This window comes from Aliiroseovarius sp. S1123 (assembly GCF_023015885.1).
Lineage (GTDB): Bacteria > Pseudomonadota > Alphaproteobacteria > Rhodobacterales > Rhodobacteraceae > Aliiroseovarius.
In genome coordinates this window covers 600,082-613,852 of sequence record NZ_JALKBE010000002.1, presented here as the reverse complement: position 1 = coordinate 613,852, position 13,771 = coordinate 600,082, and the positions used below count along the sequence as shown (strand labels likewise).

At 60.3% G+C, this 13,771-nt stretch carries 16 protein-coding genes; 4 read left to right on the top strand and 12 right to left on the bottom strand.

Going from position 1 to position 13,771, the window contains the following annotated elements:
* Positions 1-28: 28 nt before the first annotated feature.
* The 4 genes from MWU53_RS06480 to MWU53_RS06465 all read right to left on the bottom strand — a co-directional run bounded on the left by MWU53_RS06480 (position 29) and on the right by MWU53_RS06465 (position 3,109).
* Positions 29-181 (bottom strand): hypothetical protein, encoded by a 153-nt coding sequence (locus tag MWU53_RS06480; RefSeq protein WP_166636203.1) that lies wholly within the window; start codon positions 179-181, stop codon positions 29-31.
* Between the two features lie 170 nt (positions 182-351).
* Positions 352-1,626, bottom strand: coding sequence for a phosphopyruvate hydratase (eno, locus tag MWU53_RS06475; protein ID WP_247091571.1), 1,275 nt, complete (start codon positions 1,624-1,626; stop codon positions 352-354).
* A gap of 84 nt (positions 1,627-1,710) precedes the next feature.
* The gene (locus MWU53_RS06470) at positions 1,711-2,583 is read right to left on the bottom strand and encodes a DMT family transporter (RefSeq protein ID WP_247091569.1); all 873 of its coding nucleotides are present in this window, start codon (positions 2,581-2,583) and stop codon (positions 1,711-1,713) included.
* A gap of 109 nt (positions 2,584-2,692) precedes the next feature.
* Complete coding sequence (locus MWU53_RS06465) at positions 2,693-3,109, bottom strand: Fur family transcriptional regulator (RefSeq protein ID WP_247091566.1); 417 nt, start codon at positions 3,107-3,109, stop codon at positions 2,693-2,695.
* A 166-nt stretch (positions 3,110-3,275) separates the two neighbouring features.
* Between MWU53_RS06465 and MWU53_RS06460 the strand changes: the two genes are divergently transcribed.
* Complete coding sequence (locus tag MWU53_RS06460) at positions 3,276-3,947, top strand: TetR/AcrR family transcriptional regulator (RefSeq protein WP_247091564.1); 672 nt, start codon at positions 3,276-3,278, stop codon at positions 3,945-3,947.
* 98 nt (positions 3,948-4,045) lie between these two features.
* On the opposite strand, the gene MWU53_RS06455 is transcribed toward MWU53_RS06460, so the two are convergent.
* The 7 genes from MWU53_RS06455 to MWU53_RS06425 all read right to left on the bottom strand — a co-directional run bounded on the left by MWU53_RS06455 (position 4,046) and on the right by MWU53_RS06425 (position 9,728).
* On the bottom strand, positions 4,046-4,243 hold the full coding sequence (locus tag MWU53_RS06455) for a PhzF family phenazine biosynthesis protein (protein WP_247091561.1): 198 nt from the start codon (positions 4,241-4,243) through the stop codon (positions 4,046-4,048).
* Positions 4,243-5,505 (bottom strand): sodium:proton antiporter, encoded by a 1,263-nt coding sequence (locus tag MWU53_RS06450; RefSeq protein ID WP_247091558.1) that lies wholly within the window; start codon positions 5,503-5,505, stop codon positions 4,243-4,245. Before MWU53_RS06450 ends, MWU53_RS06455 begins: the two co-directional genes overlap by 1 nt.
* A gap of 91 nt (positions 5,506-5,596) precedes the next feature.
* The gene (locus MWU53_RS06445; RefSeq protein WP_247091555.1) at positions 5,597-6,280 is read right to left on the bottom strand and encodes an endonuclease/exonuclease/phosphatase family protein; all 684 of its coding nucleotides are present in this window, start codon (positions 6,278-6,280) and stop codon (positions 5,597-5,599) included.
* Between the two features lie 24 nt (positions 6,281-6,304).
* The gene (locus MWU53_RS06440; protein WP_247091553.1) at positions 6,305-6,751 is read right to left on the bottom strand and encodes a GNAT family N-acetyltransferase; all 447 of its coding nucleotides are present in this window, start codon (positions 6,749-6,751) and stop codon (positions 6,305-6,307) included.
* On the bottom strand, positions 6,748-7,686 hold the full coding sequence (locus MWU53_RS06435; protein WP_247091551.1) for a nucleoside hydrolase: 939 nt from the start codon (positions 7,684-7,686) through the stop codon (positions 6,748-6,750). The genes MWU53_RS06440 and MWU53_RS06435 overlap by 4 nt, the downstream gene beginning before the upstream one ends.
* 9 nt (positions 7,687-7,695) lie before the next feature.
* Complete coding sequence (gene xth, locus MWU53_RS06430) at positions 7,696-8,475, bottom strand: exodeoxyribonuclease III (protein WP_247091548.1); 780 nt, start codon at positions 8,473-8,475, stop codon at positions 7,696-7,698.
* 62 nt (positions 8,476-8,537) lie between these two features.
* Positions 8,538-9,728, bottom strand: a complete 1,191-nt coding sequence (locus tag MWU53_RS06425; RefSeq protein ID WP_247091546.1) for an NAD(P)/FAD-dependent oxidoreductase — start codon at positions 9,726-9,728, stop codon at positions 8,538-8,540.
* Positions 9,729-9,869: 141 nt separating this feature from the next.
* Between MWU53_RS06425 and MWU53_RS06420 the strand changes: the two genes are divergently transcribed.
* Complete coding sequence (locus MWU53_RS06420) at positions 9,870-10,286, top strand: hypothetical protein (RefSeq protein ID WP_247091545.1); 417 nt, start codon at positions 9,870-9,872, stop codon at positions 10,284-10,286.
* A gap of 3 nt (positions 10,287-10,289) precedes the next feature.
* Here the strand turns inward: MWU53_RS06420 and MWU53_RS06415 are convergent, their stop codons facing one another.
* On the bottom strand, positions 10,290-10,619 hold the full coding sequence (locus MWU53_RS06415) for an iron-sulfur cluster assembly accessory protein (RefSeq protein ID WP_247091787.1): 330 nt from the start codon (positions 10,617-10,619) through the stop codon (positions 10,290-10,292).
* A gap of 133 nt (positions 10,620-10,752) precedes the next feature.
* Between MWU53_RS06415 and MWU53_RS06410 the strand changes: the two genes are divergently transcribed.
* Positions 10,753-11,895, top strand: coding sequence for a deoxyguanosinetriphosphate triphosphohydrolase (locus tag MWU53_RS06410; protein WP_247091543.1), 1,143 nt, complete (start codon positions 10,753-10,755; stop codon positions 11,893-11,895).
* 145 nt (positions 11,896-12,040) lie between these two features.
* Entirely contained in the window at positions 12,041-13,762 is a 1,722-nt protein-coding gene (gene argS / locus MWU53_RS06405) for an arginine--tRNA ligase (RefSeq protein WP_247091540.1), read from the top strand.
* The last annotated feature ends 9 nt before the right edge of the window (positions 13,763-13,771 follow it).

Genomic DNA, 13,771 nt, shown 5'->3' with positions numbered 1-13,771 from the left:
CCTTAACTCGGCAAAGATGCGTGCGTGTTTATACGCCCGGTACGGTGCAGTCTGCAGCATCAAGATCCAGAACCGGATCATTCGCCGTGCATTCCTCGCCTGACAACGGATAGGTCTCGGTGTCGGCACAAGCGACCAATAGTGTGGAGGACGCAAGGAGGGCAAAAAACAATCTAAGCATTTAGGTATCTCCTTCTTTGTTGGACAACTTCATTCTGCTCGTAATGCCATTTCCGGGGCCATGGCGTGGATCAACCTGCCCAGAAGCCCGGGTTTGCTCGGGTTGCTTGGCCCCAAAAGCAAAAAGCCCCGCCGTTTCCAGCGGGGCTTTCCAGTCGTTCTGGGGGCTGATCACTTCAGGATCGAACGCCCTGCATATTCCGCGGTCGCGCCTAGGCTTTCCTCGATGCGGATCAGCTGGTTGTATTTTGCCAACCGGTCCGATCGTGCCAGCGAGCCGGTTTTGATCTGGCCGCAGTTGGTGGCAACGGCGAGGTCGGCGATGGTGGCGTCCTCGGTCTCGCCCGAGCGGTGCGACATGACGTTGGTCATGCGCGCACGGTGGGCCATGTCGACGGCTTTCAGCGTTTCCGACAGCGAGCCGATCTGGTTCACTTTCACCAGCATCGAGTTGGCGGCACCCTTTTCGATGCCCTCGGCCAGACGGGCCGGGTTGGTCACGAACAGGTCGTCGCCGACCAGTTGGACCTTATCGCCGATGGCTTTGGTCAGGGCGACCCAGCCGTCCCAGTCATCTTCCGACATGCCGTCTTCGATCGAGATGATCGGATAGTCGTCACACAGGGCGGCCAGATAGGCAGCGTTTTCTTCCGAGGTCAGCGATTTGCCTTCGCCCGACAGAACGTATTTGCCGTCCTTGTAGTATTCGGTCGCGGCGCAATCGAGGGCCAGATAGATGTCTTCGCCGGGGGTGTAGCCTGCTTTCTCGATCGAGCTCATAATGAAGTCGAGCGCATCACGGGTCGACGCAATGTTGGGGGCAAAGCCACCTTCGTCGCCGATGCCGGTCGACAGGCCAGCGGCCGACAGCTCTTTCTTTAGGGTGTGGAATACTTCGGCACCCATGCGCACGGCTTCGCGGATGTTTTCCGCAGCGACCGGCATGATCATGAATTCCTGAATGTCGATCGGGTTGTCGGCGTGCTCGCCGCCGTTGATGATGTTCATCATCGGAACCGGCAGAACGCGGGCCGAGGCACCGCCAACGTAGCGGTACAGCGGCAGAGCCGATGCGTCAGCAGCCGCTTTGGCCACGGCCAGCGACACGCCCAGAATGGCGTTGGCGCCCAGACGGCCCTTGTTCGGGGTGCCGTCCAGCTCGATCATGGCGGCGTCGATGGCTTCCTGCTCGGTCGCGTCGAAACCGATCAGCATGTCCGCGATTTCGCCATTCACGGCTTCAACAGCGGCCAGAACGCCTTTGCCCATGTAGCGTGCCTTGTCGCCGTCACGCTTTTCCACGGCCTCGTGGGCACCGGTCGACGCGCCCGAGGGCACAGCGGCGCGGCCCAGCGTGCCGTCTTCCAAAATGACGTCCACCTCGACGGTGGGGTTGCCGCGGCTGTCCAGAATCTCGCGGGCGAAAATATCGACGATGGTGCTCATGTTAGCGCTCCCAATAAGAAGAAAACTTCAGTTGAGGCGTCTTTAGCGCGTTCCGCGCGGCACGACAACAGCGCAGGTGAATTGTTAGCGCACGCGGGTCTGACGTTCGCGTACGAACATGTAAATTCCCGTGCCAATGACAATGGTCGCACCAAGATAGGTCCAGCTGTCGGGGCGCTCGGCAAAAATCAGCATGCCCAGGATCATCGAGAAGATCAGCCGCATATAACGAAACGGCATGATGATCGCGGTTTCAGCGATACGCATGGCCTGCACGATGGCGTAATAGCCCGAGACGCCGCAGATGACGGCCCCCAGCATGTAGGCCCATTCGATGCCCTGAGGCATGACGAAGGGATCATTGATCGGCGCCAGAATGATCCCGGCCGGAACAACCGACGCAAAGCCATAGAAGGCCACGCTGACGGATGGGATCGAGGGATCCATCTGGCGGGTCAGAAGATCGCGCACGGCGATCGTGATCACTGCCCCCAGCGGCAGCAGGGCCGCCAGTTGGAACGTGTCACCGCCGGGGCGGATGATGATCAAGACGCCAATGAAACCAATGCCAATGGCGCTCCAGCGGCGCCAGCCAACCTGTTCACCCAGAAACAAGGCTGCCCCTGCGGTGATGGCCAGCGGCGTGGCCTGAAAGACGGCGGCAACAGTGGATAGCGGCACCAGCGACAGGGCGGTGATGAAGAACATGGCGGCCACGGCCTCGGATGCATTGCGCCATAGCATGATGGGCGAGCGCATGTCGCGATGTACCAACGGGGCCAACGTGCCGCGCTGAATATATGTCATGACGCCGAACGCGATCATCCCGCCCAATCCCAGAAAGATCAGCACTTCGGACACGGGAATGCCGCGCGACATCGATTTGATGAACGTGTCTTCCGCAGCGAAAGCCGCCATCGAAAAGGTAATAAGAATGATGCCGCGAATGTTTTGCATGTTCCGATCCGTTCAGTGCGTCCGGCGACAGAAACCGATTTGCTGAACTGCGGCAAGGGGGGATTCGGTGATGTATCCAATCACGGTGCGTGATGGATGGCAGTGCGCCTTAGTCTTTCTTGCGCACGCCGTATAGTTCCAGCCGGTGCCCCTTCAGCTCGAACCCCAGCTTGGCGGCGATCTTTTCCTGAAGCGCTTCGATTTCCGGGTCGAGGAACTCGATCACCTCTCCGGTAGTCAGGTCGATCAGGTGATCATGGTGATCGCGATCCGCACTTTCATAGCGCGCGCGCCCGTCACCGAACTCGTTCTTGACCAGAATGCCGGCCTCTTCGAACAGCTTCACAGTGCGATAGACCGTCGCCAGCGAAATCCGATGGTCCACAGCGGCGGCACGGGCATGCAGCCCTTCGACATCCGGGTGATCGTGATGGGCATCCTCCAGCACACGTGCAATCACGCGGCGCTGATCGGTCATGCGCAGCCCCATTTCTTCACAACGTTTCAAAATGGATGCGCCTGACATATGCCCCTCGATGTTTTGATGCCCGCCCCTTATGCCGCGAAAACTCGGGCAGGCAAAGGGGGGCGGCAAAATCTAGTGGATGGGGTGACTTTCAGCCCTCTGTTTCATAGAAATGGTAAGGACTGTTATTTGATCCGCAGTCAATGTGGGGAAGAGGCTGCAAACCATGACGGTTGGCCAGAACATCAAGCGCGCAAGATCCGAGGATCAGAAGGCCGAACGGCAGGCTGTAATCCTGTCCGCTGCGCGTGACATGATCGACGAAACGGGCTTTGACGGCGTGACAATGAGCGCGCTGGCCAAACGGGCTGGTCTGGCGAAGGGGACCCTCTATCTGTATGTGCGGTCGAAAGAAGAGCTGTTTCTGCTTCTGTTTCTCGAGGCGATGCGCACGGTCGTGGCACGTTTCAAGCAAGATGTGACGCTTGGGGATAGTGCTGCCCAGATCGCACGCTGCATGACTGATCATGCGCAGACCACGCCGCTTTTCCTGCCAATGTACGCGCGTCTTGTGGCGGTGATCGAATCGAACGTGGCAGATGAACCACTTTTTGCCGCCAAGCGTCAGTTGCTTGCGCTAAGCGCGGAATGGGCCGCGCATTTGGCCCATGTGACGCGCGCGTCCCCAGATATGGTCGAGCCGTTGGCCAAAGCCCTTATGATGAGCCTTCAAGGTGCGGCCCAATTCGACCTGTCATCGCAACGCGATCCGAAAGGGCTGCCAGAGGATATCCGCGAGGCGTTCTCGCGCTATGCTTTTGTGCCCAGTTTTGAGCCCGCAGCGCGGTTGATCCTTGAGGCTGTGATGAGCCAGAATTCAGAGGATCAGCCTTCCTGACATCACAGGCACGGCCGATCCCGCGACAGTGACCTTCCCCGGTTCAGCTTTCAGGTGGATCTGTGACGGACGGCCCATGTCATATCCCTGATGAATGGTCAGGCTTTGGTTTTCGCCGCGATCCGCGCAGAGAAGCACAGCCAAGGGGCGGGCGCTGCCGACCCGGTGGCCGGGTCTTCCGGGATGCCATCCAAGTGCGCGAACATGCGCGCGTGGATCGTGCCGTCAGCGTCTTCGACCCACGCATAGACCGCGAAGTCGTGGTTGCCGGGGAACAACCCGGTCCCTTCGCGCATCACATCAGCTCCGGTTCGCGACCGATCCGTTTCGCCATCGGTGCCACGGTCAGCCCCTGCACGATGATCGAAAAGATCACCACGATATAGGTCGCGGTCAGGATCAGCGGTTTCCACTCGCTGTCGGGCAGCGACAGCGCCAGCGCAACGGAAATCCCGCCTTTCAACCCGCCCCAGGTCATGATGGGAATGACCCCGCGCGAGAAGCTGCGGAAGGGCTTCAGAAGCAGCACAGGCACCGCCACGGCGGTCAGACGTGCGACCAGCGCCAGCGCGATGGCCATGGTGCCCGCAACGACCGCGTCCATGGTGAAGGCGACGGCGAAGACCTCGAACCCGATCATCAGGAAGAGGACGGCATTCAGGATTTCGTCGATCAGCTTCCAGAAGGCGTCGACATAGTTGCGGGTCTCTTCGCTCATCCCGTGTTTGGCGCCCACGTCACCGATCAGAAGGCCCGCACAGACCGCCATGATCGGTGCCGAGAAATGCAAAGCAACCGCCAGTTCATAGCCCCCGAAGGCAAGGCCAAGGGTCAACAGAACCTCAAGCGAGTAGTCATCAATCAGGCGCATGACGCGGAAGGTCAGCCAGCCAAGGGCGACGCCCAGAACCGCGCCCCCGACGGCTTCCTGCAGGAACAGGATAACAGCCCCCATCGCCGCGCTTTCTTCGTGACCACCGCCATGGCCTCCGTGATGCGGGAAAGCCAACCCGACCAACACAAGGAAGACCACATAGCCGACGCCGTCGTTGAACAGGCTTTCCCCCGCGATCTTTGTTTCCAAAGACTTCTGCAGGTTTGCCTCGCGCAACACGCCCAGAACAGCCACAGGGTCAGTGGGGGTGATCAGCGCCCCAAAGACCAGCGCGATCAGCAGCGGCATGCCGGTGATCCAGCTGAAGCCCACGCCGACCACGGCGGTCGACAGCGCCACGCCCATCGTAGCCATCAGAAAGACCAGCCGCCATTGCTGCCGCAGATCCGAGATTTTCACGTGCAGCGCGCCTGCAAACAAGAGCAGCCCCAGCATGCCTTCCAGCAGCGCGTCCGAGAAGTCGATGCTTGTGACCTGCGTGCGCACCTGATCGGCTACGCCCAGTCCGGGCGCCACCAGATCCAGAAGCAGGATTGCCACAGAAGCCGCCAGCGATACTACAAGGATACCGATGGCCGAAGGGAGTTTTAGGAAAAGATAGTTGATGGCGCCAAAAAGGCCGGCCAGAACAATCAAAAGAGATGCAATTTGCAGAAAAGTCATTGTCGGTCCTGTATGATCCGTAAGTCGTGTTTGCGTGCCTCATAGCACGTGCGCGGGTGCTGACAAATATCGGAAATTGCGACGGATTTACTCAGTCTGTGATCCGCAGCTTGGCCCAGACCGGCAGATGATCCGAGGCGATGCGCGCAAGCTTGGACTGGTCGACGCCAGCATCCCGAAGCTCAACCCCGTCCGAGGTCGCGATCCGATCCAGCGCCGCCACGGGACGCGAGGCGTGATAGGACCGACCGGGGCTGTGAATGTTGAAATGCTGCTCAAGCGGTTCAAACCCGCGCCGGGGGGACCATTCGTTGAAATCGCCAAGGATTACGGTAGGCAGCTCTATATGGTCGAAATGCTTGGCCAGCGCGCGCATTTGTTGATGCCGATAGGGGCGCAGCAGGCCCAGATGGGTGCCGATCACCTGCATCTTGCCCTCGATCCCGACAGACACCGCGCCACGTGGTTCCAGCCCCGGCAGCTCTAACGTGCGCGCGTCGTGAAAGGTCAGTCCTTTGCGGACCAGAACCGCGTTTCCGTGGCTGCCAAGGGACAGGCCGTTCGATGCAAAGGGGACGGGGATGAAATCGGTCTCGCCCTCGATCAATTTGAAGGGCAGGGCTGAGGGGCGGGGGCCAAGGCGGCGGTCGGCCTCTTGCAGCACCAGCACATCCGCATTCAGCTCGTTCAGCACGTGCAGAATACGATGCGGATCACGTCTGCGGTCCAGCCCAATGGCCTTGCGCATGTTATATGTGGCGACTTTCAAGTCCATAGCAGTGCTGCCCGCGCGGGCGTATCAAAAGATATGTGTCATCAGATAATAGCGGTTACGCGACTGAAAGCCCATGCGTTCATAAAGCGCACGCGCCCGGTCGTTGTCAGAATCGACCTCGAGGTTCATCGCCTTCACGCCCTGGTCGGACAAGGCACGGGATAACGCGGCCAAGGCTTCCGAGCCCATACCACGCCCACGCACGCGTTCGCGGACATAGATTTCGTCCAGAAAGCAGTCGATGCCTCCGAACTCAATCGACCAACCGAAGCTGACGGCGATGTATCCAACCGGGGCCACACGTGGGCCGATCATCCAGATGGCCCCATGGGGCGAGCCTTCCAAAAGTGGGGTCAGAGCGCCGCGCCGCGTCTCGTCATTCTGTTCAATGCCCGCTTCGGCATGGAACCCGGCCACAAGGGGCAGAAGTCGATCAAGGTCGTCCGTTGTGGCAAGGCGCAGGCTGCTCATAATCGGGCAATCCTTTTGGTCAGAAGGTCAAAAAATCCATCCGCATCAAGGTCGCCGATGAAGGTGGCGTTGGGGGGATGATCGGTCACGCCCCACCAGTCTGCAACGGTCATGCCCATGGTCAGCTCGGACTGGGTTTCGATCTGCACATTGATGTGCCGGCCTGTGAATAGCTCCGGGCGGATCAGATAGGCGATGACGGTTGGATCATGCAAAGGCGCACCTTCCGAGCCGTATTTGTGGATGTCGAACCGTTCGAAGAAATCCGTCATCTCGGCCACCGCATGACCGACGTCTCCGGGCAGGGCGCGAAAAGCGTCATTGCGCGGTTTGGTGACCAGCGCTTTGTGGGTAACGTCCAGTGGCATGACCGCAAGGGGAACGCCGGAAGTAAACACGATATCAGCAGCTTGCGGGTCGACATAGATGTTGAATTCAGCGGTTGGGGTGACATTCCCAACCTCGAAATACGCGCCGCCCATCAGAACGATTTCCTGCACGCGTTCGACGATGTCAGGTGCGCGCTCAAATGCGGTCGCGATATTGGTTAGCGGCCCAAGCGGGCAGAGCGTGACGGTGCCCGAAGGTTCCGCGCGCAGGGTCTCGATAATGAAATCGACCGCGTGCTGGTCCTGAAGCGGCATGGTGGGATCAGGCAGCTCTGGCCCGTCCAGACCTGTTTTGCCGTGCACGTATTCTGCGGTTACCAGTTCGCGGCGAAGCGGACGGTCGCAGCCTGCAAACACGCGCGTCTCGGGCTTTCCGGCCAGCTCGCAGACAATGCGAGCGTTCTTGGCGGTCAGGGCCAAGGGCACGTTTCCGGCGACTGCCGTGATGCCCAGAACCTCGATATCTTCGGGGCTGGCCAAGGCCAGAAGAATGGCGACCGCGTCGTCCTGTCCGGGGTCGGTATCGATGATGATCTTACGTTTCATTCCAAACCCTTACGCGGCAAGCTTCACCCAAATTGGTACGTGGTCCGAGGGCTTCTCGCGTCCGCGCACTTCTTTGTCGATCTGGCAATCTACCAATAGATCTGCGCATTCCGGGGATAGCAGGAAGTGGTCGATGCGGATGCCGTCATTGCGCTGCCATGACCCACGCTGGAAGTCCCAGAAGGAATACTGCTCGAGGGCTTGGTTGCGGGCGCGGAAGGCCTCGGTCAGGCCAAGGTTCAGGATTTTGCGCCATGCCTCGCGGCTTTCAGGGCGATAGAGCGCGTCTTCCACCCAATCCTGCGGGCGCGCGGCGTCTTCGGCTTGCGGGATGATGTTATAGTCGCCCGCCATCAGGAAGGGGATTTCCTCGGCCAACAGCGCTTCGGCACGGGCGCGCAGACGTTCCATCCACGCGAGCTTATAGTCGTATTTCGGACCGGGCACCGGGTTGCCGTTTGGCAGGTACAGCCCGCAGATCCGTACGGCGTGATCGCCGACCACGGTTGCCTCGATGTAACGAGCCTGCTCGTCTTCGTCGTCACCGGGCAATCCGCGCGTCACATCCTCAAGCGGAAGTTTGGACAGAAGCGCCACGCCGTTGAAGCTTTTCTGCCCGTGCGTTTCGACATTATACCCTTTGTCTTCAAAAGCTTCGCGGGGGAAGTTCTCGTCAATTGATTTGATTTCCTGCAAGATCGCCACATCCGGCTGCGCCTCGTCCAGCCAGTCCATCAAAGCGGGCAAACGGGCCTTGATGCCATTGATATTGAAGCTGGCGATTTTCATGAGGCTCTCCTGATGTTGGGGTCACTGTGGGGGCAAACGCGGGTGGGCGCAAGCAGCGCGGGTCAGGCTTCGGCGATATGCCGCCCGGCGGCATGGGCGCTGGCCCAGGCCCATTGGAAATTGAAGCCACCCAGCCAGCCAGTCACGTCGACGCATTCGCCGATGAAATAGAGGCCGGGGATGGTTTTCGACATCATGGACTTGCTGTCCAGCGCATCAGTGGACACGCCGCCCAACGTAACTTCGGCCGTGCGATAGCCCTCGGTGCCCGAGGGGGTAAGTTGCCAATCGGACAACTGCCCTAGCAGCGCGTCCAGCGCGGTGTCGGATTGATCAGCCAACCGCTGGGTCAGGTCGAAACGGTCCGCCCATTCTGTGGCGAGGTGATCGACCAGCTTGCCGGGTAGGTGGCGCGAGAGTTCCGTCGACAACTGCCGCCGTCCTTCGGTCTGGCGCTGCGTGCGGAGCACCTCGCGCAGGTTTAGCCCTTGGGTCAGGTCGATATGCACGGGCTCTCCCGGCTGCCAATAGGAAGAGATTTGCAGGATCGCCGGGCCAGAGAGGCCGCGGTGGGTGAACAGAAGCGCTTCTTCAAAGCTGGCACGGTCGTTCCAGACACGCACGGGCAAAGACACGCCGGATAGCGCGGCGAACCGCCCGTCGGGGAAGGTGAAGGGCACAAGCCCGGCGCTGGTGTCGATGATCTGATGCCCGAATTGCCGCGCGATGTCATAGGCAAAGCCCGTCGCGCCCATCTTGGGGATCGACTTGCCGCCCGTTGCGATGATCAGGTTTTGACAGGTGAGCTGGCCCTGCGAGGTCTCAAGCTGGAAGCCGCCTTCGGCCTTCGCGACTGCACTGACCGAGGTGTTCAGGGCCAGCTCCGCCCCGGCCTTGGCCAAGCGGTCCGTCAGCATCTGAACAATCTGCGTGGACTTCCCGTCGCAAAAGAGCTGGCCCAACGTTTTCTCGTGCCACGCGATGCCTGCTTGATCGACCAGCTCGACAAAGTCCCATTGACTGAAACGGGCAAGGGCGGATTTGTGGAAATGCGGGTTTTGCCCCACGAAATTCTTCGGCTCGGCATACATGTTGGTGAAATTGCAGCGCCCGCCGCCGGAAATCCGGATCTTCTCGCCGGGTTTCTTGGCGTGGTCGATGACCAGCGTGGGCCCCGCCTTGGCCGCAAAGGGGGCGGCAAACAACCCCGCCGCGCCTGCACCAATGATGATCGTATGCCATTCCGTTTTCATGCGCGCGTCGTAACCTGTTCGCGGGATGGGGGGAAGAAAAATGCGCGAGGAGGTGATTTTCTGCGGGTGCGCTCAGGAATTGTTAACCGAGACCCGTCAAGTTTGAGGCAAATCTGACGTTTCACTGGAAGGATCACTGTCATGGACCATCTGACCCGCGCCCAATGCCTGCACAGTCTGGACCTTCTGGTTGGGCAGGAAGAGGGTTTTTCCCGCGCGTTTTTCCCGCTGCTGTTTCAGCGTGCGCCCGAACTGAGAGTGCTGTTCCCAGCGGGTATCGACGACCACGCCGAACAGGTGCGGGTGCTCTATCGTCTGATGATGTGTTTTGCCGGGAATGAAGTGACGCTGACCGCCGGGCTGCGTCTGATCGGATTTCGTATGGCGATGCGGGGCATGGGCGCGGACCATGCCGAGTTGCTGGCCAATACGCTGATCGGGACGCTGAAACGCCAGTTGGGCAACTCGTGGCAGGCGGATTTCGCCTATGCTTGGCGGATTGCCAAGGAAGAGGCGCTGGACGCGATGGCGCTTGGCGCAGAGTTGATGGCCGCGTGACGCTTAGATCGAGAACGAGGTGCCGCAGCCGCAAGAGGCCGTGGCGTTCGGGTTGTCGATCACGAAGCGCGCGCCGATCAGTTCTTCGGTGAAATCGATGACAGCATCTGCAAGAAACGGCAGTGACACTTCGTCCACCACCACCTGTTCGCCGCCACCCGACAGGACCAGATCGCCCTCGGCCGGGTCATCCAGCGAGATCTCGTATTGAAACCCCGAACAGCCGCCGCCTTCGACAGCGACGCGCAACGCTTTGCCCTGCGCGCTTGCGCCGATCTCGGACAGGCGGGCGAAAGCTCGGTCAGTGACTTTGGGGGGCAGGGTCAGGTCCATCGGGAAATCCGTTTCATGTTCACGCAAAACGCAATATAGGTTGGCCTGACGGGCGCGACAAGACGCCCCGGACAGGCGCACGTGGACGGGACATCCGCGAGGGGCCGGAAATGACAGGCGGAAAGGGGCAGCCATGCTTGCCAGCTTTGCAACCCATCCCGGCGCCAGCCGGGGGCGACTTCACGCGGAAGGGGAAAGCGAATTTCGCGAGCCCTATCAACGGGATCGCGACCGGATTATCCATTCCTCGGGCTTTCGCAGGCTGAAACACAAGACGCAGGTGTTTGTGGAGCACGAAGGCGACTATTTCCGCACCCGCCTGACCCATTCCATCGAAGTCGCGCAGGTGGCGCGGACCATCGCGGGGGCGCTGGGGCTGAATAGCCATCTGACCGAGGCCGTTGCGCTTGCCCATGACCTTGGCCACACGCCCTTTGGCCACACGGGCGAGGACAAGTTGGACGAGTTGATGACCCCCTTTGGCGGGTTCGACCACAACGCGCAGGCGCTGAAAATCGTGACCTCGCTTGAGCGGCACTATGCCAAGTGGGACGGGCTGAACCTGACATGGGAAACGCTCGAGGGGATTGCAAAGCATAACGGCCCGGTGACAGGGGAACTGCCCTATGCGCTGGCCGAGTATAACGCGATCCATGATTTGGAACTGTCCACCCATGCGGGGGCAGAAGCACAGGTGGCCGCGTTGGCTGATGACATCGCCTATAACAATCACGACCTGCATGACGGGTTGCGCGCGGGGCTCTTCACGATGGAAGAGATCGCAGAGCTGCCCATTGTGGGCGCCGCGATTGCCGAGGTGGATGGTCTCTATCCCGGATTGGAGGCGGGCCGTCGCCGGCACGAGGCGCTGCGCCGCGTGTTTGGTGTGATGGTCGAGGATGTGTTGGACACCTCGCAGGCGTTGTTGCAAGCGGCCGAGCCGCAATCGGTCGAGGACATTCGCGCGCTGGATCACGCGGTCATTCGCTTTTCGTCCGCGTTGTGGAGCGACCTGAAAGTGATCCGCAAGTTTTTGTTCACCCGCATGTACCGCGCGCCGTCCGTTGTCGAGATGCGCACCCGCGTCACCGTCGTGGTGGGGGACCTGTTCGGGCATTTCATGGCGCATCCGATGGAGTTACCTGAGGAATGGTGCCGCGAGATTGAGGCAGCCGAAGGCGAGACCGCATTGGCGCGGTTGGTGTCGGATTACATCGCCGGGATGACCGATCGCTTCGCGTTGCAGGAACATGCGCGTTTGGGGCTGGGCGGGTAAGGGCTTTGCCCCTCTTGGCCGTTGGCCAATTCACCCCAGGATATTTACGACAAGAAAATGCGCAGGAGCCGGGTTCTGGTTCTGCTTCGCTTGACCTTTGGGGCGGGGCTGATAGGAGTGCGGCTGAGAGAAAAGGACCAAACCGATGAACCTGTTTGCCGATATTCGCGCGCTTGTGATTGATGCCCTGACCCAGATGGTCAGCGAAGGCGCTTTGCCCGAGGGGCTGAGCTTTGACAATGTGGCGGTCGAACCCCCGCGCGATGCGGCGCATGGGGATATGGCGACCAATGCGGCGATGGTTCTGGCAAAGCCCGCCAAGATGAAGCCGCGTGACATCGCAGATGTACTGGCTGCCAAGCTGGCCGAAGATGCACGCATCGACGTGGCCGAAGTGGCTGGTCCGGGGTTCTTGAACCTGCGTCTGCCGACCTCGGTCTGGGCCGGTCTGGTCACAGGCGTTTTGGCAGATGCGAATTACGGCCGCTCGGCCATGGGTGCTGAGCAGAAGGTGAACGTGGAGTATGTCTCGGCCAACCCGACGGGGCCGCTTCATGTGGGTCACACACGCGGTGCGGTGTTTGGCGACGCGCTGGCAAGCCTGTTGGACTTCGCCGGCTACGACGTGACGCGCGAATACTACATCAACGATGGTGGCGCGCAGGTCGATGTGCTGGCCCGTTCTGTGTACCTGCGGTATCTGGAAGCGCATGGCCAAGAGGTTGCGTTCGAGGATGGCACATATCCCGGCGACTATCTGGTGCCGGTGGGCGAGGCCCTGAAGGCCAAGGTGGGCGATGCCTATGTGGGCAAGCCCGAAGCTGACTGGCTGGTTGAAATCCGGGAATTTGCCACTGAAGCCATGCTGGACCTGATCCGCGAAGATCTGGCGCAGCTGGGCGTGAAGATGGACGTCTTCTTCTCGGAGAAATCTTTGTACGGCACAGGCCGGATCGAAGGCGCGCTGGAGACGCTGCAGAATAAGGGCCTGATCTATGAAGGCGTGCTGGAGCCGCCCAAGGGCAAGAAGCCCGAGGATTGGGAGCCGCGCGAGCAGACCCTGTTCAAGTCGACCGAGCATGGCGACGATGTCGACCGCCCGGTGAAGAAATCGGATGGCAGCTGGACCTATTTCGCGCCGGACATCGCCTATCATTTCGACAAGGTTGAACGTGGCTATGACGCGCTGATCGACGTCTTCGGCGCCGACCATGGTGGCTATGTGAAGCGGATGAAAGCGGCGGTCTCGGCGCTGTCTGACGGCAAGGTGCCGCTGGACATCAAGCTGACCCAGCTGGTGAAGCTGTGGAAAAACGGCGAGCCCTTCAAGATGTCGAAACGCGCGGGCAATTTTGTCACCCTGCGTGACGTGGTCGAGCAGGTGGGCTCGGATGTGACCCGTTTCGTGATGCTGACGCGCAAGAACGACGCGCCGCTGGACTTCGATTTCGACAAGGTTCTGGAGCAGTCCAAGGACAACCCGGTCTTCTATGTGCAATACGCCCATGCGCGTGTGCGTTCGGTTCTGCGTAAGGCGGAAGAGCAGGGCGTGACCCTGTCTGATACGCCAAACCTTGAGGACGAGGCCGAGCTGGCCGTGGCCAAGAAACTGGCCGAATGGCCGCGTCTGGTCGAGATCGCCGCTCGCACCCATGAGCCGCACCGGATCGCGTTCTATCTGTATGAATTGGCCTCGGAATTCCACGCGCTGTGGAACCGTGGCAATGACAAGCCGGAACTGCGCTTCCTGCAAGATGGTAATAATGACTCATCGGCGGCAAAAATTGCCCTACCGCGTGCAGTCGCCGTTGTCATTTCTTCGGGATTGGGTATTTTGGGCGTAACTCCGGCCGAGGAAATGCGCTGACAAAATGCG

What these genes read in the sequence shown, in the direction of transcription:
- eno (WP_247091571.1), bottom strand. Translation starts at nt 1,626, where the DNA reads ATGAGCACCATCGTCGATATTTTCGCCCGCGAGATTCTGGACAGCCGC.
- MWU53_RS06450 (WP_247091558.1), bottom strand. Translation starts at nt 5,505, where the DNA reads ATGACTTTTCTGCAAATTGCATCTCTTTTGATTGTTCTGGCCGGCCTT.
- MWU53_RS06435 (WP_247091551.1), bottom strand. Translation starts at nt 7,686, where the DNA reads ATGAAACGTAAGATCATCATCGATACCGACCCCGGACAGGACGACGCG.
- MWU53_RS06460 (WP_247091564.1), top strand. Translation starts at nt 3,276, where the DNA reads ATGACGGTTGGCCAGAACATCAAGCGCGCAAGATCCGAGGATCAGAAG.
- MWU53_RS06455 (WP_247091561.1), bottom strand. Translation starts at nt 4,243, where the DNA reads ATGCGCGAAGGGACCGGGTTGTTCCCCGGCAACCACGACTTCGCGGTC.
- MWU53_RS06465 (WP_247091566.1), bottom strand. Translation starts at nt 3,109, where the DNA reads ATGTCAGGCGCATCCATTTTGAAACGTTGTGAAGAAATGGGGCTGCGC.
- MWU53_RS06410 (WP_247091543.1), top strand. Translation starts at nt 10,753, where the DNA reads ATGCTTGCCAGCTTTGCAACCCATCCCGGCGCCAGCCGGGGGCGACTT.
- MWU53_RS06480 (WP_166636203.1), bottom strand. Translation starts at nt 181, where the DNA reads ATGCTTAGATTGTTTTTTGCCCTCCTTGCGTCCTCCACACTATTGGTC.
- MWU53_RS06445 (WP_247091555.1), bottom strand. Translation starts at nt 6,280, where the DNA reads ATGGACTTGAAAGTCGCCACATATAACATGCGCAAGGCCATTGGGCTG.
- MWU53_RS06420 (WP_247091545.1), top strand. Translation starts at nt 9,870, where the DNA reads ATGGACCATCTGACCCGCGCCCAATGCCTGCACAGTCTGGACCTTCTG.
- MWU53_RS06470 (WP_247091569.1), bottom strand. Translation starts at nt 2,583, where the DNA reads ATGCAAAACATTCGCGGCATCATTCTTATTACCTTTTCGATGGCGGCT.
- MWU53_RS06425 (WP_247091546.1), bottom strand. Translation starts at nt 9,728, where the DNA reads ATGAAAACGGAATGGCATACGATCATCATTGGTGCAGGCGCGGCGGGG.
- MWU53_RS06415 (WP_247091787.1), bottom strand. Translation starts at nt 10,619, where the DNA reads ATGGACCTGACCCTGCCCCCCAAAGTCACTGACCGAGCTTTCGCCCGC.
- MWU53_RS06440 (WP_247091553.1), bottom strand. Translation starts at nt 6,751, where the DNA reads ATGAGCAGCCTGCGCCTTGCCACAACGGACGACCTTGATCGACTTCTG.
- xth (WP_247091548.1), bottom strand. Translation starts at nt 8,475, where the DNA reads ATGAAAATCGCCAGCTTCAATATCAATGGCATCAAGGCCCGTTTGCCC.
- argS (WP_247091540.1), top strand. Translation starts at nt 12,041, where the DNA reads ATGAACCTGTTTGCCGATATTCGCGCGCTTGTGATTGATGCCCTGACC.